This window comes from Duncaniella dubosii (assembly GCF_004803915.1).
Classification (GTDB): Bacteria; Bacteroidota; Bacteroidia; order Bacteroidales; family Muribaculaceae; genus Duncaniella; species Duncaniella dubosii.
In genome coordinates this window covers 3,573,138-3,598,057 of the sequence record NZ_CP039396.1, presented here as the reverse complement: position 1 = coordinate 3,598,057, position 24,920 = coordinate 3,573,138, and the positions used below count along the sequence as shown (strand labels likewise).

Here is a 24,920-nt window from a genome sequence, read left to right as displayed (position 1 = left end):
GGTCTTTCGTTTGCGTTTCTGTATGTTCCATACAGCTCCAAGGCTTATGATTATGGATGCAAGCAGGACAATAATCAGGATTGCGGTGTTGCGTTCATTCTGAGCCTTCAATGTCAACGCACGGTTTCTTGTCGCAGTGCGTTTTGTTCGGTCTCCCATCGTGTTGATTCCATCCGGTTGAAACGGTCGCGCTGGCTATTGTTCAGTGTCGCCAGCTGGATTAGTTTTATCCTGCCATTTTTCTGTACTCAAGAAATTCTCTGAGAGGACCGACAAAACTTTCGTAATAATTATTGTCCACATCGATTCTGTCTTTGGCGCAGCTGTCGGCTATCGCCAATTCGTGTGTTGCCTTGGCGAATGCTCCCGTATTGAAATAATTCAAAGCTTCCATAAATGTAGGTAGGGTATTGCAGAATTGTGAGGGGCGTGTTGCAGTATATAATCCACCTGAGCATTGCTCTCGTCATATCGTCCGATTTCTTCTAAAATACCGACTTTCTCATAGGTATACTTAAAATGCTCATTTCCGAGATGATTCATGCGGGCGTGATCAATCAACCTGTCAATTATAATCAATGCGGAATCGCCATGTCCGGCGTACTGATAATTTTCACATAGCTGATACGTGTATTCAATCTGATTGGCCGAATCATTGTCCAGTTCAAGTAATCGTTTTATGTATCTGAGATTTTTTTTGCTGTCAAATTCAGCTCCACCGATTCCGATTCTTGATTGGAGTAATTGTATCATTAGTCTTTGTGGTATATCAGGAAGCGCAACTATGGAGTCAAGCAATCCCAAGGCCCTTTTTCCGTCACCTACCCAGAAAAGATACAAGGCATAAAGGTCGCCGCTTTGCAAGAAACGGTTATTGTCGCGATCTCTATAATAATCGAAAGAAAAAACGGATTAGAGAGTCCGACACCATTGAGCTTTCCTTGGCCTTATGTGCCGAAGCTGTTACAAGATGATACAACGCTCTCAGTGAATCCTCCTTAAAATCAGACGGCTCGATGTCGTTTACCAATGCTAACGCACTGTCTGAGAAGATATATGCAATCCTTTCAGCTTCTGCAAGGATTTGTGTATGGTCGGTTGAACGTTTACATGAAACCATGCCGACAACCAATGTAAGTATAATCAAGGTTAAGTATTTCATATCAGGCACAAAGTTACACAATTTACAAAACCATAGAAAATGGTGACATTAAAAATGCGATAATCTGATGCTGATTTATAGTCATGCTTTAGCGTTAATAAGCTTGTTCACATGGATAATATATATAATTACAGGAATGGTCCAATGAGTTTTGCAGTTTTTGAAAATAATGATTTTTTTCGTAATTTTGTACAGACTCCATTAACACAGTATATTGCACGGAAATGTGCAATTGCATGTTAATTTCAATACCATATTAAAACTAAATGCAATATAGAAACGAAATGAATCGCAAATCAATCACCAGTCTGGTTTTCTCCATTTTTCTGTCGCTTATGTCGTATTCGGCGGCAGTTGCTGCTGAGCGTCACCGCATTCTTGTCACTACGGATATAGGCGGTACGGATGCCGACGATAACCAGTCGATGGCTCATCTTCTTATGTATAACGATCTTTTTGACATTGAGGCGCTTGTCTCGACTCCATCTTTCGGCAACGGTTCGAAGTCGGAGATTATGAGGATGATTGATGTCTATGAGAAGGACTATCCACGGCTTTCTTCCCGTGCGCCCGGTTTGCTCAGCCCTGACTCGCTCCGTTCGCTTTGCCGTCAGGGAGCGGATAGCATGGCTCCTTACTGTGGATTCAGCACTCCGACCGATGGATCGACGGCTATTGTAGAGGCTGCCAGACGGCAGGACTCACGACCTCTCTATGTGCTCGTATGGGGTGCGCTCGAAGATGTGGCTCAGGCGCTTCACGATGCTCCCGATATCATGTCTAAAATCCGTGTCTACTGGATTGGTGGTCCGAACAAGAAGTGGGGTGCTAACGCTTACTGCTATATCGCGGAGAATTTCCCGGACTTATGGATGATTGAAAACAATGCGTCGTATCGCGGATTTATCAGCGATGCTAAACGCGACGACCGCTTCAACAAGCATTATTACGATCGGACCATCAGTGGGGCAGGTGCGCTTGGCGAGGATTTCAAATCATATTACGACGGAAATGTCAAGATGGGCGATACTCCTTCGCTGCTTTACATGATGAACGGAGATTCCTCGCGTCCCGATGCCGAGTCGTGGGGTGGCCAATTTGAGCGTATAACCCACAGTCCGCGCACGGTTTTCACATATATGACAACTACCCGCGACACTGTCCCCGTATATTCAATCGCTGAGTTCCGCTTTAAGGGTATAGCCGGTGTTGTGCCTATAGGCGCTGTCGCTTTCAAAATGACAATCGACGGTCAGAGTTGGGATGGTGTCTATCTCGGGGGATGGGAGTATGCTGTAAGATATGCCCCGAAAGCTCCCGGCACATTTGAATATCGACTCTCTGCCCCTCTGATTCCTGCGATGGACGGTCTGCGTGGCAGCATAGTTGTTTCTCCGCAATGGCCCGGTGAAAAGCTAAAGGATAGCTATGTACTCGGTGGAAACTGGTGGTCGGATAGCTCTGACAAGTCTCTTTTTCGTGATAAGTGGCAGGGTGCTGCAACTGTAGAGAAATGGCGTGAAGATGTGCTTTCGGATTGGGCTGAGCGCTGGAACTGGCTGAAGGATTAGACTGCCGTTTTCTGTCTGCCATACCTATCATATATAAGATCTGAAGAAGTCAATATAAAAGACAAGGCCACGAAATTTTTCGTGGCCTTGTCTTTTATATTGACTTTATTTTCTCTGACCCTATGTAGTAACGTGAAGTCAGCTTTTCAATCGTGGCAGTTGTTTAAATTTTCTTGAACCAGTAGACCGCATTGGTGTCAGATGTTTCAAAAGTGTAGGGCGCTTTGAGTTTCAGACTCTTGTTGACCACGGTCTCTTCACCGGTCTTTGGATTGAAGGATGTGACGCGATATTTTCCTGATGTGAGCTCAAGAGGAATGCTGTTTGCTCCCTGCGAATAGATTATACAGCCGTCCTTGTTGCCAAGCAGCTTGAAATCATCGCTTGCCGAATCGATGATATTCATTCCGGTCGCATCCTTGAGGAAATCTGCATCTTTCACCGGAATTCCAGCGAGAGAACCTCCGGCCATAAATACGGCCCAAGCCATATCAGGGTAGTTCTGGGCATAATATGTGACGGCTTTCTCGGATATTTGCTGCGATATTCGCTCACAGCCTTATATGCTTCCTTGAATGTCACTTTCCCGACTTTCATCTTGCGCGCGTGCTGGCGTGGTGCAAGATTCTTGCCTCCTTCCGGGGCATAGATGCCGTCGGTCTTGTAGTGCCAGTAGCGGATGTCGATAATGTCGACGATGTTGCGGTATTTCGGGTTGGCAAGAATGGCATCCTGCACATCTTTTGTAGTGCTGAGAGCTACGTTGGCTTTCTTGCCGGTCTCCTTTTCCCATTCGTCAATAGTGTCAAGCCAGAATTCCACAAAATGCTGAGGACCTGTGAACTCGGCGCTGATAAGATGAACCACATTCGGATTATCGGCAAAATTATCAAGATTCATGCGGATGAAATTGCTATGGAGGTCGCGACGCACGGGATGGTTGACGTCATAGAACATGTCGGCGACAAAGATACGCTTGTCCCCTGCGAACGGCACCGGCTCAGGGAAGTCGGTGGCATTGATGTTGTTGGCCGAGCGCCACGGCGAATCCACCCAGTGGGCACCGGCTTCGAGGATGTTGTGCTGGAAATAGTGTTCGTTGAAAAGAAGCTTGCCGAGACCTGCACCTTTTTCAGCGAACCGGTTGAGTCGGTTCCAGTACCATGCGTTCGGGCGGGTGAGGTCATATTTGCTCAGTCCGTCCCATGCCGTTCCTTTTCCGCTTCGGGCGAACGGTTGCTCGTAGAACGGTGCCCATACGTCGCCGTCGCGACGGCGGATGCGTTCGTGGTCATCACGTCGGCGTTCATACCAGAGTCCGTAGTTGTGGTCAAGGACGGTGATGTTGTTGTCGACCATATAAGTAAGCGTTGAGTCGATGCGGTCGGTCAGTCCGAGTCCCTCACGTCCGGGTACGAAGCGTGTGACATGTGGCTTGGCTTTGGGAAGATAGCTGTATTTGATCTTACCGTTCCACCAAGGCACTTCATGGCGGCCGCCTGTCATGACAGCACCGTCGATAGCCATGCGTCCGTTGATTATATCATAGCTGTGGCTCTCGGTCCGGGCCATAGAGGTTTCCTTGAACTTGATGTCGTCAATGCTTTTGATTCCTTCGGAAGAGGTAGAGGCTGTGAACGGAGCGTCTTCAATCCATTTCTTAAGCGTGAGACGTGGAATGTAGGCTTCCTTTGCGAGCTGCATGGCCGCTTCGACAGTCGGGCTGCTGGTGGCGTTTGTGGCTCTCGGCAGAATGCGCGACTGTGTGGAATCAACGTCATGGCCGAGACGGTCTGAGAGCTGTGAGTAGAAAAGGCTACGGGGCTGCACATGGTTGTTGGACTGTGCCCACTCGCCATCGCCTGAAAATTGAGCCCAGCATCCGAACGCGACGTTGATTGCATCGGGAGCGGGTGAATAGTTCTCGATTTCTGAGGCCGTACACTGCCAGAAGACAGAATTGGCCGTGTTCCATCCGGCACCGTTCTTGTCCTGTCCGAGATTTTTAAATGTAAGGTTGTTGCCGTCGATGTTCACGATGTCAAAGAGCAGCCCCGGTGCCCATGCGTCAATCGCACCGCTGAAGCCAAGTGCCTCTTCGGCCTTACACTGGACAAATGCGTTAGGCCCGGGGGCGAGGAATCCTGCGGCGAAATCATGAATGCCGTGGCGCGACAGACAGCGCTGAAACAGTGTCTGCTGTCCGAGCGTGAGGAAAGTCGAGCGGCGCATACCTCCGATTTCCGATACCGGATCGGTTGCGATACAGTCTTCGACAGTCACTTTCGATGCAGAGCCTTGCACTATGACAGCGCTTCCGGCGAAGTATTTGAAATCAACCTGACGCACCCAGCAGTTTTCGGCGTTGGCAATCGAGATGCCGTCCCAGCAGTGGTCTTCATCTTTTGCATATCGTGAGTCATACGATGATACCATTGACAGGTTTTCTATGCCTATGTCAGAGATACGGCCTGTCCATGTGTAGGGAAGCACAAGTGTCTCGCCCCATTTGCTGTCAAGAGCGACGGTCAGTGGTGCGTCGATTGTCAGTGAGCCGGGAGCGGTAGAGCTTATGCTTCTGTCCCAGTTCATGTCAAGGTCGCCGGGTTTCCATCCGAGGGCGCTGATCGCACCGCCGAAAATGTCACAGCCGACCGACTGAATCCATTCGGCCGTGGAATTACGGGTGACAAACACACGGTCGCCATCCTTCAGCTTTCCGATGGATTTTACCGGCAGGGTAGTGGAGTTGACCGGGATATAGGAGGCGTCAAGACGGAGTGTGTCGGTCACGACAGGATTGTAGATACCTTCGATGTAGAGCAGTGCGCCTCGGTCGACTCCGTTTTTTTTGATTGTTGTCGCAGTTTCGCCGCTTCCGCGAAGCACTATTCCCGACGCGCAGATGCGGAGGCTTTCGCTGATTTCAAATTCGCCTTTGTCAAGCAGCACTGCGCCACGGAAGCCGTCTTTGCCGATTGGAAGAGAAGCGGCATAGTCGATGGCCCGCTGTATGCGTGCAGTGTTGTCGCCCGCTTTCCAAGGAACGAACACCACGGTGTTGACATCGGGTATTGGTTGCGATGAGTTCCGATAACCGCATGTCGAGAAATCGAGCACACGGTTGCCAAGTTCGTCGGCTATATAGCTGATCTTGCCGTCTTTCACTGCAAGCGGAAAATCCCGCGCCTGCAAGCCGAATGCAATGACTCCGGCCAAGGTAACAGACAGAAATTTATTGTTCATGATTTTAAGGTTTTGACGAAGTGTCGTGAGGAGCATAAAGGCAGTTGAAAAAACGACACTCTGTCAGATTATGGGTAATAATTATATAATCAGGTGCTGAAACCGACGCGCCTTGTATATCAGCAACGTGATTTCAGCACCGATCATTTCACGGAAGAGGTATCAGATAGTGCCTCCGCGAGCCTTGATACGTTCATACCATGCCTCGCGTTCCTTTTTGAGATCATATCCGCGCTTGGCGAGATAGTTGTTTATGCGTCCTTTGTATTTACCGAAGACCTCATGCTTTTTATTTGAAGTCTCGGCATCCATCGCAAGTTCGCGTGCCTCGATGAGCCAAGCCATGATCTGAGCCTTCTCCTCGTCGGTGAGGGTCGGAATCATGTCGAGATGCGAGTCGTAGGTCACCTTGACCACACCATAGGTCATGCCGTCTTTCACGGCATCGATCTGTTCGGGTGTGAGGTAGAGCGAAAGGTCTGCCGGAAATTCGAAGTGACTGCGGTAGAGGGCGGCGTCTTTCTCGTTTTGTGCGGCTTGGACAGCTTCGTTCTTCGCGTCGCCGGTGAGGGTTTCCTTGGCTGATTTCACCTTTGCATCGCGGGCGGTGTAGATGTCGTTGAGCTTGAAATAGCGGTTGGCAATGATGGTGGTCACATCGTCGGCCTTTTTCTGGTCGGAAATGCCGAGCTTGTCGACGATTTTCTTGGAGCGGTTGACGATTGACTCTACGTAAGCCGGATCACGGCCTTCCTTGTTTAGCTCTACGGCCTCTGCATGCAAGGCGACAGCCGAAAGCAAAAGACCGATTATACAGGATTTGTAAATCATGATAACGTTGATGGATTTTTCAGATTACATGAGTTTGCCTTTGGCTGCAAGGGTATCGTAGTTGTTGCGGAGATCCTTCCAGTCGATGTATGTCTTGGTGCTGATACCATTGATATACTTCTCGATGTTGGTATATCCGTCGCCGGTGATGTCGCCGTTTGCGTCAGACGGGTCGTGGGGATTCAGACCGTTGGCGATTTCCCATTCATCGGGCATGCCGTCGTTGTCGGAATCGACGTATGGAGTACCCTTGTATTCCGGATAACCGCCCATCTGCATCGGATCGGTGATGATACCAACTTTATAAGAATCTTTCGGCAGACGGCGATATTTGAACGAACCGTCTTCGGCTCTTGATTTTTCAGCGAGTCCCGAAGTGTCACCGTTGTAATTCTTGGCAAGTTTCTTGTCGTAGTAGGGGACACCTGTGCGGACTTCCTCGATGATGCGTTCGTCAATGATGTCGCGTGTCGGGATTGTAGCGCCGACGTTCTTCAGTATGAAGTCATAGGCATCCTCGGCAGAAGTGACGCGGACGTAAGGCATCTCAAACGGAGTCTTTGCACGCATATAATCGGTAAATTCTCCTGTGTTCGGGTCAGTTTCGATCTGGATACCTCCTGCCCAGTTGTCGGCAGAGATTTCGGGATAGCCCTCCATGATGTTGCCTTCGGCATATACGCGGCCATATACCTTGTGGTCAAGTTTGCTTCTGCCGGCTTCGGGCTTGAGGATTCGATGACCGATGTTGCCTTCTTTCGGAGTCGCAGGACCGGGTTTGTAGTAGTTGTTGATCATGTTGAACTTCGCTGTGTAGTCGCCGCCGTCCGATGAACGGTGTACCCAGTTATAGACAACGTTGTTTACGAAGTTAAACACACCGTTCCAGCCGATTGACGGGTTACGGCCAGAGTTGCTTGCCCAGAGGTTGCGGGTAAACATACAGTTTTCACCTCCGAGTGTCGAGCCGAAAGCGTGGTTGTAGGTGTCAAGAGCCTTTGCAGAAATAGTGTTCTGAATGGTGACATTGACGGTGGGGAGTTTCAGTTCGGTTGTCTTATACTGGCCTTCGCTTGGGTCGTACATGTGACGGTAGAACGAAATGTTTTCATCAAGACCCCATTCGGCCGAGCAGTGGTCGATCATGATATTTCCGACTGGGTTTCCTCCGAAAGAGTCTTCGCGGTTATGCACACGTGTGTCACCTCGGCGGAAACGCATGTGACGTACAATCACGTCATGTGTGTCGACTTGGAATGACTCGCCTGCGATGCAGATACCATCGCCCGGTGCGGTCTGTCCGGCAATTGTGACATAGGGGGCACGCACGTAGAGTGGAGTCTTGAGGTTTATGACACCTGCCACATTGAAGACAATGATGCGTGCGCCGCCGGTTTCACAAGCCTCACGGAATGAGCCGGGGCCGCTGTCGTTGAGATTTGTGACAGTGATGACTTTGCCTCCGCGTCCACCGGGAGTGTACATGCCTCCGCCTTCCGCTCCGGGGAATGCCGGGATTGTAGCTTTCACCAGATCATCGGGACGTGACGCCCAAGGCACATAGGGCCGGCCTTCGCGGGCTTCCTTTTCGACAATCGGCTTTGCGACAGCCCACGCTGAGTCGGCGTGTTCGCGAGCCGAAGTAATCATTTTCTGATAATACTCCTTGGCTTCAGGTGTTAGCTGCGGATACTGTGCCATCATGGCAGAGGGAATTGCCATCATTGCAGCCACAGTCCACATGGTGAGTTGACGGTTCATTGATTTCTCAGATTTTAAAACAGATTAGAATTGTGATAAATCGGATTGTTAATATACAGATTGTTAGATTGCCCTGCAGGGAAAAAGTTTAACGGACGAAAATTCCAAACTTTGTTAAAAAATCGTGGGGAATATGGTTGAAATCACCATCCGTTCCCCACGATTTATCTATCTAATCTTTGTAATTACTTTTCAGTAACGGTTTCTGCAAGGGGGTCGAATGTTCCAGTGGCATTTGTCGAGGCATCCATCCATCCGATAGTCTGTTCGAGACCTTCGTTGTTGACAGATACACCATAGGCAAAGCCGGGGAAATAATATTGCGGCTGGTAGTTCATGTATAGCTGCGCGTGAGCCGAGTTATAGTTGTCGCCCTTCTTCACTGCACGCTCAAGGTAAGTGGTGTAGAAGTCCGCAAGATTCTTGAGCTGAGGCTCAAGCTCGTTGCGGTAGTCGACAGCTGCCGGACGGCTTACGTCTGCCAGCGGGTCGGGTTCTTGCCACCGATGACCCATTTGTCACCGCCAAGACCGCCATTATACTTGTCCTGTACACGGAATTCCATATTTTCGCGGCGGGTTCCGTTGAGTGGCTCGAAGCCGAGATACTGACAGGTGTTGCCACCCCAGCCTGTGAGTTTCCATGTCGAGGGTGCTCCGGGGACGGTCTGTGTGCCACCGTCGAAGAGCATCCAGCGACGGAGGTCGTCGAAACGCTTGCCTTCGTAAGCAAACTCGATCTGACGCTCGTAGAGGATGGCTGCCATACATGCGGCTTCGTTACCTTCAAGACCGGTCTGGAGACCGTAGTTGTTTTCAGCTGTGTAGCCGACACGGCCGCGGATGCGCTTGAGTTGATCGACGGCTACGTCACTGTGGCCTGACTGGCAGGCTGCCTCGGCATAGTTGAGGAGCACTTCGGTATAGCGGATTTCCATGTAGGGAGCTGCCGAGTACTTGAAGCCTGTGCCCTGAGTGTAGGCATAGCGGGCCGAGGTGTTGACATGGAGGTCGTCGGTACGCTTGCGGACATACATTCCCTTGACATTGCCCATAAGTCCGTCAGGGCCGTATGTGTTGCCGCTCTCGATATTACCACGGTCTGAAGCATCAGAATACCACACGTAGTTCCAGAGCTGATAGTCCGGGCCGTTGTAAGCATTATGGTTCTCATCATTCATCGGGTTACCGTTGAACGCCCAGCATACACCGGGGAAGGCGAAGGTGCGGTAGAAACGCGGATCGCGGTCAAGGAATGGCAGATCGGGGTTATACTCGATGGCTGACGGGCTGAGAACAGTGTAGCTGTTGTAGCTTGAAGGACGCTTGCCGTCTTTCATCGGGAAGAGGTCGATTATAGCCGCCGAGGGGACTTTGCCGCCGCTGCCGAGAGTGTTGGAGGGACGTATGCCCTGTTCCCAGTCATTGTTCTTGGAATAGTCGGGAGTACCGCCTGTTGCAATCTGATTGTAGAGAGCCACGTAGATTGCCTCAGGGTTGATACCGTCTTCGATAAACATCTTGGCCCAGTTTGATGCGTTCTCACCGGGATTGCCTTCATATGCGAGGTGGTTGCCACACTTGTTGATTTCAGGGATTGCTTCCTGAAAGAACTTGTAGGCAGCCTCCCAGCGCGACTTGTCGTTGGCGCGGTTGAAGAGGGGGCTTGCGTATAGCACCATCATGCGGCCCTTGAGTGCGAGGGCGGCCGCTGTTGTAGCGCGTCCGTAGTCGGTCGATGTCCAGCCGCCGTTTGCAGTGAAGGGGGCGAGGAGTTCGGCAGCGTGGTCAAGGTCTTCGCAGATGAAATCGAAGGTCTCTCTGGTGGTCGAGCGGGCTGTGCTCTTGCCGGGAACGGGATTCTGCACTTCAGTGATGATGGGCACACCGCCATACCACTTGAACATGAGGTAGTAGCACCAAGCGCGGAGGAAGTAAGCCTGACCGAGAAGCTCGTTTTTCTGCTCTTCTGTCAGAGTGCTTCCGGAGATTCCGGCGATTACATCGTTGACGTTGCGGATGCGGCCCCATGTGGAGTTGCGCACCTTGCGTGCCTGTCCTTGGAAATAGTCGGGGACTGAGTTGGTCTGCGATGTTGACGACAGTGTTATCTCTCCGTTGACGTAGCAACCGAAACCGCTGTATTCCTCAGTCGATTTAGATTCGTCGTCTGCGCGTCCGTTGCTCGGTACTTGCCATATGGGAACACTGCTGCTGTTGCCGTAGGGGAGGGCGAGGGCATAGACATCGGCGAGACGGCCGAGGGCTCCTGAATAATAATTGTATGCTTCGGGGGTTGTCGATTCATAGTTCTTCATGTCCTTGAGGAAGTCGTCGGAACATGACGAAAGAGCCAGACAAGCCATTGCAGCTATTGAATATGTCTTGAATTTCATCTTGTGTGGTTATTAGAATGAGAGGTTGACACCGACGGTGAATCTGCGGAGGTTGGGGTAGCTGCCGTAGTTGCCTGCCATCGGGCTCATGAAGTTTTCGGGATAAGGATTGAGGAAGTTAAGAAGGTTCTGGCCGGTGACGTTGAAGCGTGCCGAGTTGATGCCTACCATCTTTGTGAATTTCGAAGGAATAGAGTAGGCGAGGGTCAGACGGGTCAGACGGACCGATGCCGCGCTTACGCGCCAGAATGTCGAGCTAACGCTGTTGACGCTTGAATAAGCGAGGTTCGGATAGTAAGCGTCGCGGTTCGATTCAAGGAGCAGACGGTTCTGGGCATCATAGATGTCGTTGTAGACAAACATATTGTCAGGATTCCAGAACGAAGGCATGTTGGTATACTCGATCGAGTCGCCGGGCTTGAGAGCGGCAGAAGGAACTGTGGTGTATCCTCCCCACTGGCCGCTGAGCTGAGCGGTGATTGAGAAGTTCTTATACTCAGCGTTGAGGTTGAGTGTCATGCCGTAGGGATTCGAACGGCTTGAGAGCTGGACTTGGTCATTGTCGCGGTCGACGATGCCGTCGGGAGCTGCATAAGTGCCGTCGGGCTGCTGAGGACCGCGGACATCCTTATAGATAAGCATACCGGGACGAACTTGGTCTTTTGTCATGCCCATGTAAGAGGTGATGTTATACTTGGCGAAGTATTATATCGGATTTCAGTCTCGAATCCCTCTTCGGCACCGCTTGAGATTCTTTCGCAATCAGGTGCGCGTGTGACTTCCGACAATATAGAAGCGTGTCGGGATGCAGAGTTGATAATAGTTGCGGTCAAACCGTGGATTGTCGAAAAAGTACTGACCGAAATCAAGGAGTCTCTTGATTATGAACGTCAGAGTGTCGTCGTGATAGCTGCTGGTCTGACGGGAGCTCAGATGTCACAATGGCTGTCTCGGTCAGAATCTTGCGATGCGCGTCTTTTGATTGCAATGCCTAATACGGCCGTTTCCGCAGCGCAGTCGATGACTTTTATTGTCCCGGTAAACTCCAACGACAAGCTTACTTCTGAAGTGGTAGATGCGTTCGGTTGCCTTGGTGAAACTATGGTTATCGACGAGCCGCATTTGCCAGCCGCCACTGCGCTCGCTTCGTGTGGCATAGCTTACGCGATGCGCTATGTCCGCGCGGCAGTCGAGGGGGGAGTTGAACTAGGATTCAAGGCTGATGCAGCCCAGAGGATGGTGGTGCAGACCATTCGTGGCGCTGCTGCTTTGCTTTCTGTCGAAGGCGCGCATCCTGAACGTGAGATTGACAAAGTGACAACCCCCGGAGGCATTACTATACGTGGCCTTAACGAAATGGAGCATGCCGGATTTTCGTCTGCGGTAATACGTGGACTTAAAGCCTCTGTAAAATAGCTATCTGTTATGAATGACGAAAAAAAAAAAAAAAACTCTGTTTCAGACTGTCTGCGAATTGTGGTCAAAGTCGGCAGCAATGTGCTGACGCGCCCTGACGGGAAGCCTAATGTCACCAACATGTCGGCTCTTGTCGACCAGATTGCAGCTCTTCGTTCGCTTGGACATGAACTGATACTCGTGTCGAGCGGAGCGGTGGCATGCGGACGCGGTGTACTGAAGCCGTCGAAGCAGCTTGATGCCGTAGCCCAACGACAGCTTTTCTCATCCATAGGCCAGATACGGCTCATAAATCTTTATAACTCGCTCTTTGCCGAATATGGCTATGTTGTGGGGCAGGTGCTGACGCAGAAAGAAAATTTCTCGTCGCGCACATCCTATCTCAATCAGCGGGCATGTATGCAGACCATGCTCGAAAATGGCGTGATTCCTATTGTCAACGAAAACGATACGGCGAGTCTGACAGAACTGATGTTTACTGACAACGACGAGCTCTCAGGGCTTATAGCAGCCATGATGGATGCCGATATTCTCGTGATCCTTTCGAATGTCGACGGAATCTATGATGGAAATCCTGCCGACCCGGATTCGCGCCTGATTCCTGTGGTAAGACCCGGCGAGGATGTGAGTTCAAATGTCGTTTCATCCAAAAGCGGATTCGGTCGCGGCGGCATGGGAACTAAATGTGGGATAGCCGGCAAACTTTCCGAAGAGGGGGTGAGTGTCTGCATAGCCCGTGGCGACCGTCCCGGAGTGCTGGTCGATGTGATTATGAACCCAGAATCGATTCCCCACACTCTGTTTGAGCCGCGTCCCGAACCGTTGAGCAATATCAAACGGTGGATTGCGCACAGCGGAAGTTTTGCCAAAGGCATTGTCCGGGTTAACGACAACGCCGCATCGGCTCTTCGTAGCGACCGGGCTGTCAGCCTGCTCCCGGTTGGTGTGACAGCTATTGACGGTGAGTGGGAAGAAGGCGACATTGTGACGCTTATCACTGACAGCGGTGATGTGATAGGGGTCGGTCGCGCTTCGCTTTCAAGTGCTGCTGTCGCTGATCTTATCGGAAAGCGTGGAGGCCGTCCTGTGGTCCATTATGATTATTTGTTTATCGAGTGAATATCATTGACTGTTCGTTAATGATGGGCGCCGGGCTTATTCCAATCGGAAGGTTTGGTCTGTGTACTTTAATTTGAATTATAGAAATGTCTGATATAAAACTTCTTTTATCGAATGTCAAGAGAGCTTCCCGCTCGCTTATGTCGTTGACTGATGCCCGCAGGGCTGAAATCCTCATGCGTCTGGCCGATGCCGTTGATTCATCTCATGAGGTCATTCTCCGGGCAAACGCTGAAGACCTTTCCCGTATGGAGAGGTCAAATCCTCTTTACGATCGCTTGCTGCTGTCGCCAAAGCGTCTGACTGCAATCGCCGGAGATATTCGTCATGTTGCGGAGTTGCCTTCGCCCGTCGGCGAGGTGATTGAAGACCGCACTTTGCCCAACGGTCTACGTCTACGTCGGGTCAGAGTGCCTTTTGGTGTGATAGGTGTGATTTATGAAGCGCGCCCCAACGTGACGTTCGATGTGTTTTCTCTTTGTTTCCGCAGTGGAAATGCCTGTGTGCTCAAGGGCGGATCTGATGCGTCTGCTTCCAATGAAGCCATAGTATCGCTGATTCATAAGGTGCTGGATGAATGTGGCGTTGACACTGATTGTGTCTGTCTTCTGCCTTCCTCTCATGAAGCCACAGCTGCCATGCTGGGTGCGGTGGGCTATGTGGATGTCTGCATACCTCGCGGTGGCCGTCGGCTGATAGATTTTGTACGTGACAATGCCCGGGTTCCTGTCATAGAGACCGGGGCTGGTGTCGTGAGCGCTTATTTTGACAAAGACGGCGATATTGACCTGGGACGTGATATAATCACAAATGCCAAGACTCGTAGGGTGAGTGTGTGTAATGCGCTCGACACTTTGCTCATTCATCATGACCGTCTGGCTGACTTACCTCTGCTGTGTGAGCGATTGTCTGAAAAAAATGTCGAGATATTTGCCGATGAAGTCTCCGGTAATGCTTTGGCCGGACATTATCCTGCTGCATTGCTCCACGATGCCGATGCGGAGACTTACTCGACAGAGTGGATGGACTATAAAATGGGAATCCGTACAGTCGGGTCTGTTGACGATGCTATTGAGCATATCGCACACTATGGCTCGGGACATAGCGAATGTATCATTACTGAGAATCACGAAACTGCCGACCGTTTCCAGCAGTCGGTCGATGCGGCCTGTGTCTATGTCAACGCTCCGACAAGTTTTACTGACGGTGCTCAGTTCGGACTTGGCGCGGAAATCGGTATCAGCACCCAGAAACTCGGTCCACGAGGTCCGATGGGGCTTCGTGAAATAACCACCTACCGTTATTTCATAAACGGCAACGGACAGACGCGTCCGTAATACCCTTATAATATAGGGCTATTATATTATAATAGGTGGTATGCGGCTGCGTCTTCGCAAAGCAGTAGCCCTTACAACGAAAAAGGCTGTCATCCCGACAGCCTTAGTTCGTTAATAAACCAATCATTATCACATTTCTTGCAATGGAAAAAGTAATTTTTCTATATCATTATAACGCAGCTGTCGACAGATGGTTCATTGAGGATAAATATTTTTTCAATTATTTTTTGTCCTTATTCTGTGGATTTGCTGTGAATGTTAGGATTAGTCCTATATTTTAATTACATTTGTGGCAAGACATGAGAGTTTTGTCTGGTTGAAATAGACGCGAAACGTTATGTTCGCATGATGGTTTGATTAAGAGGTTGTAAAAAAATCATGGTCAGGCATAAGGTGATTTTAGCGCTTATAGAGTGTGGGCTGCTATTGTTACAGATGCATTCAAATGATTCGCCTTCGGTATTCAAACAGAAAAGTAACATAGTTGACTCACGTTTCATTCTATATATTATAAACGCTAACTTAAAATTCTCTCCAACGAGTCATTGGTGACAAATATCGATACTTTGCTATGAAAAAAGAGCTTTTACCAATCATTTTTCTTGCCGGCATTCTTGCCATAGGCTGTAAGAACGACCATGACAGTCCGGAACTCTCTCCGATTGATACATCTAAGGTAAAAATCATATCCGACGTGACCTCGAATCCTGCTGCCGGCTCGTGGATGACTACTACCGGAGAAGTGACAATCCGCCTGTCGGATGTCAGAATGACAGCGCCGAAGGGAGTTGTGCTGAGGTCTGTCGATCTTATTGCCAATGGTCAAGGAATCATGCAGAAACCCTTCTCAGGGGAGACGCTTGAGTTTAAAGTCTCGCTTGACAATTACATAACCAAAGGCAGGGTAAACTTCGCTCTCTATGGAAACTTGATTCAAAAGGATAGTCGCGATGCCCAGATTATAATCGCTGATAACATACAGCATATTGTCTTTGCTGAAATGCCTGAATTTGACTGCATGGTGACGCTCGATATTAATGTCAAGGGCCGTTCTTCTACTGGTGAAGAACTCGATAGGACATTTCAGGTCAGTTCGCTCGATCATTTCACGATTGCCGTACCGCAGTCGGAGATTTATTGGACTCCTGCTTCCGGCACTGCTTCGACCCTTGATCTGACTATAACCGCTTCGGCTCATGCTTCATCGGTTAATTCGACTCTTGAGGCAACAGTGTCAAGGCTTCAATGGAATAAAACTGATAAGTCGTCGCCTGTGATAAAGATGGAAATAGATAATACGCCCGGTTCGCTCAATTCGGCAAAACTTGGCCTGAATGTTTCGACAGTAAGATATGGCACATGGGAAGGCGTGACTGTCAAAGAACAGAATTGTGAATATTTCTATGATGTCAAGGAGTCCTGATAAGGATTCTACAGTAATATAAGCCAGAAATATAAAAGACGTTCACCTTATGATTTGCTGGAAGTCATGCGGTGAACGTCCTTTTTTAGTCTCATTATGTCAAGAAGCTCAGATCATCTCGGCGATAATATCTTTGATTCGCTGTGCGAGTGCGTCGGCTTCGGCCATTGTCGCAGCTTCGCTGTAGATGCGGATGATCGGCTCTGTGTTTGATTTGCGAAGGTGAACCCACGAATCCTCGAAATCAATTTTCACTCCGTCAATGTCTGTAATCTGTTCTCCTGCAAATTTTTCCTTCACGGCAGCGAGGATTGCATCTACATCAATCTCAGGTGTAAGTTCCATCTTGTTCTTGGCGATTTCATAAGCCGGATAGGTCTTCTTGAGCTCGCTGACTTTCTTTCCGCTCTTGGCAAGCAGAGAAAGGAACAGTGCCACACCTACAAGTGCGTCGCGGCCATAGTGTGCGGCGGGATAGATGACACCGCCGTTACCTTCGCCACCGATGATAGCGCCGGTTTCCTTCATTTTTGTGGTCACATTTACCTCGCCGACTGCTGCTGCCGAGTATTCGCAGCCGTGACGGCGGGTGACATCGCGGAGCGAACGTGAAGAACTGAGGTTCGATACTGTCGATCCGGGTGTATGGGCGAGTACATAGTCGGCGATGGATACAAGAGTGTATTCCTCGACAAACATCTCTCCGTTTTCCATCACGATTGCAAGACGGTCAACGTCGGGATCGACAACGAAACCTACATCAGCGCGTCCGTCGGCCATGAGCGATGAAATCTGGGTCAGATTCTGGGGGATTGGTTCTGGTGTATGGGCGAATTTGCCGTTAGGCTCACAATTCAGTTCGATGATGTCCTTCACACCAAGTGCACGCAGCAACTGGGGGATGACAACCCCGCCAACGGAGTTTACCGCATCGACTGCCACTGTGAAATTGGCTTTACGGATAGCTTCGGTGTCAACGAGGTCAAGTGCGAGCACCTGCTCTATGTGACGGAGATTGTATGTGTTGTTGGTGTATTCATGACCAAGTTCGTCGACTTCTGCAAACTTGTAAGCCTCCTCTTCTGCGATGCGGAGCACTTCTTTACCCTGTGCGTCGTTGAGGAATTCACCCTCTTCATTCAGTAGTTTGAGCGCATTCCACTGTTTGGGATTGTGGCTTGCTGTGAGGATGATGCCTCCGCATGCTTTTTCGGCTACTACCGCGATTTCAGTAGTCGGTGTCGATGCCGGTCCGATGTTGATCACATCGAAGCCCATAGCCGTCAGTGTGCCGACAACGATATCATTGACCATTTTTCCGCTGAGACGGGCATCGCGACCCACAACAATAGTGCGGTTTTCGCGTGTCGTATTAGCAGCTATGAATGTGGCGTAGGCTGCCGTGAACTTTACAATGTCGAGAGGCGAGAGTCCGTCGCCGGGAGCACCGCCGATTGTTCCGCGGATGCCCGAAATACTCTTGATAAGTGACATGGCTTGGTTATTTTATATCATTGATTTGAAATAGCGGATGTGGTAGAGATAGGGTACAACGTATGAAATCTCATCTGTAGGGCCGTTCTGCGACTTGATGACGAGGTTCACTTCTGCATTATATCCAAGATATTTCATAGGCAGCTGGATGCCGGTGCCGTATTGCGTCGATTCCGATACCGTTAGGTTGTCGAACAGGAAATAGGTCGAAGCATTGTTCATGCCGTCGGCGTTACCTGTGCCAAGAAGGGTGTTGTCGCCACCGACCACATAGTAGAACATGTTGTAGCGTGTGAAACGGAAATACACGCGGTCATTCTTTTCAGGTTTTTCATCCGTGCCGGCTGAAAGCACCTGCATATAGACGTTGTTTTCCTCATCAAGCCTGTAGAAGGGTGCATCCGGCCCGATTTCAAATTTTCCGTCAGCGGGGATAGTCTCGACAACGCGATATTGAACCAGAAATTTATTGACTGCCTGATTTTCGTCCTGAAGGAGTTCGGCGTAGCTCTTTGAGTCGTCGCATGAGGTGAAGCCCAGTGCGAGCCCGAGAAGCATGATTATTGGAGAAAGAAGTTTCTTCATTGATGGATTATTATCGTGATTTTTAAATATTCTTGTCTTGATTGTAGTGATGGTCAGAGGTAAATGTCGTATGACGGTATTACTTCAAGAAGTTTTTCCAAAGCTTTGTCGAGCGGTCCGTGAAATTCTCCTCCGGCTGCATTTGTGTGGCCTCCGCCATCGAAGTTTTCTTCGCAAATCCTGCTGACAGAGAAATCGCCTTTACTTCTCATGGACACTTTTACGCAGTCTTTGGCATCTTCACGAAGAAAGATAGAATAGGTTATTTCCGGAATTGAAAGCGGTATATTGACCAGACCTTCGGTGTCGCCTTTGCTATAGTCGAACTCTTTCAGTTCCTCTTCGCTCAGTGTGATGATTGCTGCGCGATGCTCAGAAAGGAGCTGCATGCGATACTGTCCGTAGCCCATGATTCTCACACGAGATTCTGACGAGGTATTCATGACAAGTTTATAGATGTTGTCTTTGTCAATACCTTTGCGCATCAGATCGTAGATGATGAGATAGAGATCCGGGTCATTGGAATTGTATGAGAAATTGCCGGTATCGGTCATCATTCCCGTGTAGATACATGCGGCCGAACTGCGGTTGAGGTATCTTGCCCACTGTGCCTGCCAGAGCGTTATATATAGGAGCGCGCATGTCGACGATACCTCGGGGCGTGAGATTATCACATCTGCCTCGATACGCGGTTCGAGATGATGGTCAATGACTATTTTTCTTGCTTTTGAGCTCAGTAGCGGAGCGGTGAGCCTGTCGACACGTGCAGGGTCGTTGAAGTCCATGCAGAAAATAAGGTCGGCCTTGGCTATAAGCTCATGCGCACGTTCATTCTGCCGGGTCGCGGCGACAAGCTCGCGCACGCCGGGTAGAAACAGAAGCGCTTTAGGCGCACAGTCGGCAGTCACCACATTGACTGATTTGCCAAGTGCTTTCAATACATACCATAAGGCGAACGATGAGCCGAGCGCGTCGCCGTCAGGACTGACATGGCAGGTTATGACGATGTCGCGCGACACCAGCACATACTGCTTGATTGTCTTGATCAGCGAGGGGTCGATGACGGTGTGAAACCGGGGCTGTTTTTTGAATTCTGCCATAATGAGCGCAAAGATACGAAAAAACTTAGAGATTTCAGGCTTCCCGGCTCCCGGCTTTTTCGGGATGATTGCCGGTTTTCGTATATCAGATATGGTTATCGGTTTATTTCTGAGGTAATATGACTATAAACCGTGCCCCTTTGGTATAGCTCGTGTCAAGCTGCACGTCTCCGCCCATTATACGGGCGAGCATGCGGGAGATGGTAAGGCCGAGCCCTGCACCTTGTGTATCCTTGTCGAGCTTGACGAACCTGTCAAATATCGCATCTTTTTTGTCGGGTTTTATTCCGATTCCTGTGTCCGTGACGCTAAATACCACAGTCCCGTTGTCCGCATCAATCCGATAAGAGAGAGTGATAGAGCCTTTTGCGGTGAACTTGGCGGCATTTGTCAGAAGGTTTAGCAATATCTGATGAAGTCTCTGAGGGTCTGTGAAGAGGCTTATGGCCGGTGATTCCGCATCGAATAGCAGGACTACATGTGGCGATAATCTTTGGCGCACCCCGTCAAGCACCATTGTGCACAGAGACCTCAGATCGGTTGAACGGTTGTGGATGGGAACAGAATTGCTGTCGATTTCCGATATGTGGAGCACGTCGTTGACTATCGTATTGAGCAGCTCGCTGTTAAGCTCTACGAGCGCGGTAAAGCGTTCGAGGTATTTGCGGTTTGACGCGTCAGCACAGTCGACAATCAGTTTGCTGTATTCATTGATTGCCTTGAGAGGAGCGTTCACCTCATAGCTCATATTCTTGATGAAATCGGTCTTCATGTTGTTGGCTTTCTGGGCCATATCGCGGGCTTTGACGAGTTCCTGTCGCGATTGTTCGAGGTTCTCGCTTTTCTCGAGCAGCTCACGGTTGGATTTGTCGAGGGTCATGACGAGAGAACGGTTTCGTCGGTTCAGACGGAAAAGCACGATGACGGAGATAAGGAGTATGACAGCGGCGAGTATGGCGATTAGTACAGTGAGCCGCAGTGCGCGTGCTTCGGCGCGTTGCTTCTCTATCTGGAGCTGGTTGTAGTTGTTGGTCAGTTCCGAATTGTCGGAAAGCACCTGCAGTTCGCGGTATTTCTCATCGAGACGCTGGCTCAGATTGTCCTCAAGCAGTTTGTTGTATTCGCATGCGGCTTTCAGCAGCGTTGCGTTATCGCCTACGGCTTCGGCGCATTCGATCTCGTGTTTCAGCAGCCGTCGGCGGTCCTGAATGTTGTAAGGATGGTCGATGCAGCTTTTGATGTAGCCGAGAGCCTTGTCATAATTTTTATATGCAAGATTGTAATATATCTGCGGGGTGGGAGAGACCTTATTTGTTTCGGCTGAGGTATAGTCGCTGGCGGCAAGATCCATTGCAAGCTTATAGTATTTTTCAATCTCATGTGGCGCGAGCATCGGGAAATTGGAAAGAAGACGCGTGTAGATAATGTAGCGGTTGGCATCGAAAGAGTGATATATTCGTCCGATTTCACGATAATGTTTTTCAAGAGATTCGATGCCTTCAAGCGTCTTCATGTCGGCCTGCATGGATTTTTCATATTCCATATTATCCCTGTAAATCAGTGCCGCATGGACGTTGTAGGCGTTGCGGATTGATATGGTAGCAGGGGGCAACTGACCTATCAGAGCCCCGAGCTCGTCGAGTTTATGGGTGAGGATGTCGCTCGCGCCAATCTGCCACAACAGCATGCAGATTGAATGGTTGAGTACGATTCTGTCATAAAGATTAGTCGGAGGATTGAGCGTGGTGGTCTGCAACAGATCCTTCAGGATTTCCCTCTGTTCCTTCGGATCTGAATACCGTGCCTGACAGATGTTGCGGGTGAGTTTTATCAGTGTGCGGGTCTCGCGGAGTTCGTCGAGCTTGTTTTCATACTGCTCTTCATTGCCGAGTTTGGAGTAGCGCAGTGTGCGGTTGTAAAGCTCAACGAGCATAGAGTCGTTGCGGATGTAACGGTTTGTAAGGTTACGCAGTGTCTCCAGAGCCGTGCTGACATCGTTTGCTCTGTCGGCCACGTCAAACATCTGTAGTCCGATGGCCGTTCCTTCGTCGCGTGGCAGGAGGTCAAAGAGATTGCTCATGATTCTCAATGAGTCTTCCTGTGTGGTCGCGACGGCGAGACGCTCATAAAATGTGTCGGTCAGCACCTTGGTGTCATTGCGTGAGACCGCTCCGGCAGTGATGGCTGAGATTATGTTGAGCACTATGATCAGTGCGTAATATACGTGTTTCATGATTGTATGTTAGTTTTTAGATTGCTGGTATGGTGAGCCGGTTGTTTTCTTAGTTGGTGCTGTCTGACAAATTGCGTATCGGTCAAGGAGTTGCTTTAGACATAAAGTTCAAGTCCGGGGCGTTTTACAACTTGTATTATTTCGTCGGGTGTGTTGACGATGTTGTCGGCATGGTGGTCTTTAAGCTCTTTGATTGAACGGAATCCCCATGTCACGCCACATGAGTCCACGCATGCCCTGCGGGCTGTCTCCATGTCTACGCCTGAATCCCCTACGTAGAGCACCTTGGATTTTCTGGCGGGACATTTTGCAAGGATTTCAAACACGATTGACGGATCGGGTTTGGTCGGGACTCCTTCTTTCTGTCCCTCGACTGCCTGCCAGTTCACAAATGGGAAATAATGCTTGATAAGAGCTTCGACTGCTGCCTGATATTTGTTGGATGCTACCGCAAGTTTTACTCCCATTTCCGACAGTTCGCGCAGCATATCATTGATACCCGGATATGGCTGAGTGAGATCCGTCTGATGCATGTCATAATATTCTTTGAAGTGGGTGCGCACCTTGTCTATGGTTTCCGGAGTGCGTTCGTCTTCGGGTAGTGCTCGCTCGATGAGGCGGGTGATTCCGTTGCCGACCATTTTCGGATATGACGCGAGATTGTGTTGCGGGAATCCGCATGCACGCAGTGCGTGGTTTGTTGCTGTGCCGAGGTCTGCGATGGTGTTGAGCAGAGTCCCGTCAAGATCGAATATTATGAGCTGTTTCATCTGTTACTTTGATTTAATATGTCAATTCAGAATAATATTAATATAATATGTATGAATTACATAATAGATATGTGTGGCGGATTAGAATGGATAGCCGACTGCAAAGTGAAATGTGGCGTCACGGTGCCAGTCGGGATGGATGATTGGCCATTGTTCCTGTCCCATCGCCGGATTGTGGGCTTTCAGACCGAGATCGAGTCGGAGCAGGAAATAGGAGAAGTCAAACCGCAGGCCAAGTCCGTATGCGACGGCAATCTCTTTCCAGAAGGTGTTGAATTTAAACATGCCTCCGGGCTGATTTTCGTAGTTGTGGATTGTCCATATGTTTCCAGCGTCGACAAATGCTCCGGCTTCAAGGACCCAGAACAGTTTTGTTCTGTACTCAAGGCTCATGTCCAGACGGATGTCGCCGCACTGGTTGATAAAATCGCTTACGGAGTTGTGGGAGTCATATCTGCCCGGGCCGAGAGTGCGCACTCCCCAGCCGCGTACACCGTTTGCGCCTCCGGCATAGAAACGCTTTTCGAAAGGAAGCACAGTCGAGTTGCCATAGGGTACTCCTATGCCGCCGCCGACATGGAATGCAAGTGAGTGGCGCTGGTTGAAGTTCCGGGTGATGGAGTAATCGATTTCTGATTTGACATACTGCGAGTAGTTTATGCCGAACACCCGGTAAGCTCCGTTTCGGCGTTTGCTGTCGGTGAGCGACGAGATGGCATAGAGCAGATTGCCGGCGGTCTCGATAGATGCTCGCAGGGTGTAGACTGTCGGTTGCAGTGTATATGTCTTTGTCAGCGAAGAGGGGATTCGCTTGTTGGTGTCATAATACCTGTAGCCCATGCTCATTATGAAATGGTCTTCGTAGCTGTAGCGGAGCAGTGGGTTGTCAGGGGCTATAAGGTCGAGAAAGTTGTTGGTGCTTTCCGGCAGATAGACATAGTTGATGTCTATGAGGTCGAAATAGTGGCGACGTGTGTTGCTGCGGTTGCCCCACTTGTATTTCCATGCCGCTCCGGCTATTATTCGTGTGTATTCAGGTCGTTCCTGATAGTTGAACGACAGTGCGAATTCGGTGCTTACATTGAGCCGTTCCCTGAGCCGTTGTGATGCGAACGGGAATTCGAATTTAGGGAAAGTAATTCCGACTTCGCCTGCATATTCTGTGTAGCGGTCGTTTATGAGACCGTTGAACGATCCCGACAGACTTTCGTAGTTCACTCTCAGTCTGGCGGTGAGGAGTTGGGAACTTTTTGCAAGATTCCTGTGCTGATATGTGGCGCCGATGCCGAAACCGAGGTCGCCTTCAGAGTTTGTACCCTCGACATCAAACGTTATCGACTGTTTTTTGTTGCGTGATAGCTGTATATAGGCGTTTAGCCAGCGTTTTCCGTCTATATCCCCGACAGGCACAAGTTCAATATTGATTGTTTTGAGGATGCCGAGACGAGCGAGCGCCTCGTAGGTTCTGTCGACATCTGCCGCACGATAGATTTTTCCGGGGGTAAGATAACACTTTTGTTGCAGTATGCCGGGGTTGATGTAATGGTCTTTCCCGTAGATTACTTCTATGTCATGATATATTACTGTATCGGCATCTGTCTGAACGGTGTTTGCAGTCGGGGATGAGCCGTTAGTGACGAAATAGATTTTATTGATGTAATATTGCTGATGGCGCGAAAGTGAGTCGGCCACGATTTTTCCTCCATGCAAGGTGCGCGGAGGCATGACATTCAGGGTAAGATATACTTCTTTTGAAAATTCTGCCGTGTCGGCGTAAAATGTGATATACTCTTTGTTGAACGAATAGTAGCCGTGGTTGCGCAGACGTTGGGTTATCAGCGTCCGTTCGGTATCGAGCATGTCACGGTCAAAGCGGTTGCCGGGGCGTAGTGTAAATAGTGCGGAGTCTTCAAGTACGATACGTTCGATGAGGGTGTCTGGGATTTCGTAGTCGATAGACGATATGCGTCGTGGCTCGCCTGTAAAGACATTGTATGTGACATCGATTTTTTTCTTGCCTGTCTGTATTATTGTGTCGACATCGATTCTTGCTTCGAGGTAGCCACGATTGACAAGCGCCTGACGCAACTGTCGGGCTGATGCGTCGGTGAGTGATTGCGAGTATATGACCGGTGGCTGTCCCATTCTTCTGACCCAGCGGTTATACCATTTCGTCGAGTCTTTACCCGAAAGGTTATAAGTCCCGAGCTGCAGTTTCCAGAATCCGAGCACTTTATGGTTGGGGCTTTGTTTTAGATAGTTGTCAAGTTCATCTCCTGTGACCTCCTTGTCTCCCTCGATGTCGATTTTCACCTTGTCGAGCAGGTAGGAACCTTGGGGGACATGACGCGTCGAACTGCATCCCGACATGAGCAGAACACAGGCCACTGATAGAAATGCGACAATAAAATGCGTGAATTTACACATAATTATTTGCAAAGTTACATTTCCTCTGTCAAATAACCAAGTTCCCTGTC

18 protein-coding genes and 2 pseudogenes are annotated in these 24,920 nt (G+C 49.7%); 5 read left to right on the top strand and 15 right to left on the bottom strand.

Annotated elements, in window-relative coordinates; genetic code table 11:
- Nucleotides 1–226: 226 nt before the first annotated feature.
- The 3 genes from E7747_RS16705 to E7747_RS15945 all read right to left on the bottom strand — a co-directional run bounded on the left by E7747_RS16705 (nt 227) and on the right by E7747_RS15945 (nt 1,162).
- Nucleotides 227–394, bottom strand: a complete 168-nt coding sequence (locus E7747_RS16705; RefSeq protein ID WP_168185377.1) for a hypothetical protein — start codon at nt 392–394, stop codon at nt 227–229.
- Nucleotides 382–753 carry a hypothetical protein gene (locus E7747_RS15950; protein WP_136416990.1) on the bottom strand — a complete coding sequence of 124 codons (372 nt, stop codon included), beginning with the start codon at nt 751–753 and terminating at the stop codon, nt 382–384. The genes E7747_RS16705 and E7747_RS15950 overlap by 13 nt, the downstream gene beginning before the upstream one ends.
- 133 nt (nt 754–886) lie before the next feature.
- Nucleotides 887–1,162, bottom strand: a complete 276-nt coding sequence (locus E7747_RS15945; protein WP_136416988.1) for a hypothetical protein — start codon at nt 1,160–1,162, stop codon at nt 887–889.
- A 284-nt stretch (nt 1,163–1,446) separates the two neighbouring features.
- On the opposite strand from E7747_RS15945, the gene E7747_RS15940 reads away from it, so the two are divergent.
- Nucleotides 1,447–2,733 (top strand): nucleoside hydrolase-like domain-containing protein, encoded by a 1,287-nt coding sequence (locus tag E7747_RS15940; protein WP_168185371.1) that lies wholly within the window; start codon nt 1,447–1,449, stop codon nt 2,731–2,733.
- A gap of 163 nt (nt 2,734–2,896) precedes the next feature.
- On the opposite strand, the pseudogene E7747_RS15935 reads toward E7747_RS15940, so the two are convergent.
- The 6 genes and pseudogenes from E7747_RS15935 to E7747_RS15915 form a co-directional block, all read right to left on the bottom strand.
- Nucleotides 2,897–4,965, bottom strand: a pseudogene (locus E7747_RS15935) (DUF6298 domain-containing protein).
- Nucleotides 4,966–6,141: 1,176 nt separating this feature from the next.
- A complete protein-coding gene (locus E7747_RS15930; RefSeq protein ID WP_136416823.1) occupies nt 6,142–6,810 on the bottom strand; it encodes a DUF3826 domain-containing protein in 669 nt (222 codons plus the stop codon).
- A 24-nt stretch (nt 6,811–6,834) separates the two neighbouring features.
- The gene (locus E7747_RS15925; RefSeq protein ID WP_370275894.1) at nt 6,835–8,571 is read right to left on the bottom strand and encodes a polysaccharide lyase; all 1,737 of its coding nucleotides are present in this window, start codon (nt 8,569–8,571) and stop codon (nt 6,835–6,837) included.
- Between the two features lie 185 nt (nt 8,572–8,756).
- Complete coding sequence (locus tag E7747_RS17555; protein WP_394366311.1) at nt 8,757–9,086, bottom strand: hypothetical protein; 330 nt, start codon at nt 9,084–9,086, stop codon at nt 8,757–8,759.
- Nucleotides 9,044–10,966, bottom strand: coding sequence for a RagB/SusD family nutrient uptake outer membrane protein (locus E7747_RS15920; protein WP_394366310.1), 1,923 nt, complete (start codon nt 10,964–10,966; stop codon nt 9,044–9,046). The genes E7747_RS17555 and E7747_RS15920 overlap by 43 nt, the downstream gene beginning before the upstream one ends.
- Nucleotides 10,967–10,978: 12 nt before the next feature.
- Nucleotides 10,979–11,671 (bottom strand): annotated as a pseudogene (locus E7747_RS15915) (SusC/RagA family TonB-linked outer membrane protein); the annotation flags it as partial.
- Between E7747_RS15915 and E7747_RS15910 the strand changes: the two are divergent.
- From E7747_RS15910 to E7747_RS15895, 4 genes are all read left to right on the top strand, one after another.
- On the top strand, nt 11,621–12,382 hold the full coding sequence (locus tag E7747_RS15910; protein WP_168185376.1) for a pyrroline-5-carboxylate reductase family protein: 762 nt from the start codon (nt 11,621–11,623) through the stop codon (nt 12,380–12,382). The pseudogene E7747_RS15915 and the gene E7747_RS15910 sit on opposite strands and share 51 nt — an antisense overlap.
- Before the next feature lie 9 nt (nt 12,383–12,391).
- Nucleotides 12,392–13,501: a glutamate 5-kinase gene (gene proB / locus E7747_RS15905; protein ID WP_136416984.1), complete on the top strand. Its 1,110-nt coding sequence runs from the start codon at nt 12,392–12,394 to the stop codon at nt 13,499–13,501.
- A gap of 86 nt (nt 13,502–13,587) precedes the next feature.
- Nucleotides 13,588–14,838 carry a glutamate-5-semialdehyde dehydrogenase gene (locus E7747_RS15900; protein ID WP_136416982.1) on the top strand — a complete coding sequence of 417 codons (1,251 nt, stop codon included), beginning with the start codon at nt 13,588–13,590 and terminating at the stop codon, nt 14,836–14,838.
- A gap of 571 nt (nt 14,839–15,409) precedes the next feature.
- Nucleotides 15,410–16,261, top strand: coding sequence for a hypothetical protein (locus E7747_RS15895; protein WP_136416980.1), 852 nt, complete (start codon nt 15,410–15,412; stop codon nt 16,259–16,261).
- 108 nt (nt 16,262–16,369) lie between these two features.
- Here the strand turns inward: E7747_RS15895 and glmM are convergent, their stop codons facing one another.
- The 6 genes from glmM to tamL form a co-directional block, all read right to left on the bottom strand.
- Nucleotides 16,370–17,755 carry a phosphoglucosamine mutase gene (gene glmM, locus E7747_RS15890; protein ID WP_136416978.1) on the bottom strand — a complete coding sequence of 462 codons (1,386 nt, stop codon included), beginning with the start codon at nt 17,753–17,755 and terminating at the stop codon, nt 16,370–16,372.
- A 12-nt stretch (nt 17,756–17,767) separates the two neighbouring features.
- Entirely contained in the window at nt 17,768–18,340 is a 573-nt protein-coding gene (locus E7747_RS15885; RefSeq protein WP_123613296.1) for a DUF4827 family protein, read from the bottom strand.
- 53 nt (nt 18,341–18,393) lie between these two features.
- A complete protein-coding gene (locus E7747_RS15880; protein WP_136416976.1) occupies nt 18,394–19,440 on the bottom strand; it encodes a DHH family phosphoesterase in 1,047 nt (348 codons plus the stop codon).
- Nucleotides 19,441–19,543: 103 nt separating this feature from the next.
- The gene (locus tag E7747_RS15875; RefSeq protein WP_136416974.1) at nt 19,544–21,673 is read right to left on the bottom strand and encodes a sensor histidine kinase; all 2,130 of its coding nucleotides are present in this window, start codon (nt 21,671–21,673) and stop codon (nt 19,544–19,546) included.
- A gap of 95 nt (nt 21,674–21,768) precedes the next feature.
- On the bottom strand, nt 21,769–22,443 hold the full coding sequence (locus E7747_RS15870) for an HAD family hydrolase (protein ID WP_136416972.1): 675 nt from the start codon (nt 22,441–22,443) through the stop codon (nt 21,769–21,771).
- An 81-nt stretch (nt 22,444–22,524) separates the two neighbouring features.
- On the bottom strand, nt 22,525–24,870 hold the full coding sequence (tamL, locus tag E7747_RS15865) for a translocation and assembly module lipoprotein TamL (protein WP_136416970.1): 2,346 nt from the start codon (nt 24,868–24,870) through the stop codon (nt 22,525–22,527).
- Nucleotides 24,871–24,920: the final 50 nt, after the last annotated feature.

Coding starts and splice junctions, on each gene's coding strand:
- E7747_RS16705 (WP_168185377.1), bottom strand. CDS start 394: ATGGAAGCTTTGAATTATTTCAATACGGGAGCATTCGCCAAGGCAACA.
- E7747_RS15950 (WP_136416990.1), bottom strand. CDS start 753: ATGATACAATTACTCCAATCAAGAATCGGAATCGGTGGAGCTGAATTT.
- E7747_RS15945 (WP_136416988.1), bottom strand. CDS start 1,162: ATGAAATACTTAACCTTGATTATACTTACATTGGTTGTCGGCATGGTT.
- E7747_RS15940 (WP_168185371.1), top strand. CDS start 1,447: ATGAATCGCAAATCAATCACCAGTCTGGTTTTCTCCATTTTTCTGTCG.
- E7747_RS15930 (WP_136416823.1), bottom strand. CDS start 6,810: ATGATTTACAAATCCTGTATAATCGGTCTTTTGCTTTCGGCTGTCGCC.
- E7747_RS15925 (WP_370275894.1), bottom strand. CDS start 8,571: ATGAACCGTCAACTCACCATGTGGACTGTGGCTGCAATGATGGCAATT.
- E7747_RS17555 (WP_394366311.1), bottom strand. CDS start 9,086: ATGGGTCATCGGTGGCAAGAACCCGACCCGCTGGCAGACGTAAGCCGT.
- E7747_RS15920 (WP_394366310.1), bottom strand. CDS start 10,966: ATGAAATTCAAGACATATTCAATAGCTGCAATGGCTTGTCTGGCTCTT.
- proB (WP_136416984.1), top strand. CDS start 12,392: ATGAATGACGAAAAAAAAAAAAAAAACTCTGTTTCAGACTGTCTGCGA.
- E7747_RS15900 (WP_136416982.1), top strand. CDS start 13,588: ATGTCTGATATAAAACTTCTTTTATCGAATGTCAAGAGAGCTTCCCGC.
- E7747_RS15895 (WP_136416980.1), top strand. CDS start 15,410: ATGAAAAAAGAGCTTTTACCAATCATTTTTCTTGCCGGCATTCTTGCC.
- glmM (WP_136416978.1), bottom strand. CDS start 17,755: ATGTCACTTATCAAGAGTATTTCGGGCATCCGCGGAACAATCGGCGGT.
- E7747_RS15885 (WP_123613296.1), bottom strand. CDS start 18,340: ATGAAGAAACTTCTTTCTCCAATAATCATGCTTCTCGGGCTCGCACTG.
- E7747_RS15880 (WP_136416976.1), bottom strand. CDS start 19,440: ATGGCAGAATTCAAAAAACAGCCCCGGTTTCACACCGTCATCGACCCC.
- E7747_RS15875 (WP_136416974.1), bottom strand. CDS start 21,673: ATGAAACACGTATATTACGCACTGATCATAGTGCTCAACATAATCTCA.
- E7747_RS15870 (WP_136416972.1), bottom strand. CDS start 22,443: ATGAAACAGCTCATAATATTCGATCTTGACGGGACTCTGCTCAACACC.
- tamL (WP_136416970.1), bottom strand. CDS start 24,870: ATGTGTAAATTCACGCATTTTATTGTCGCATTTCTATCAGTGGCCTGT.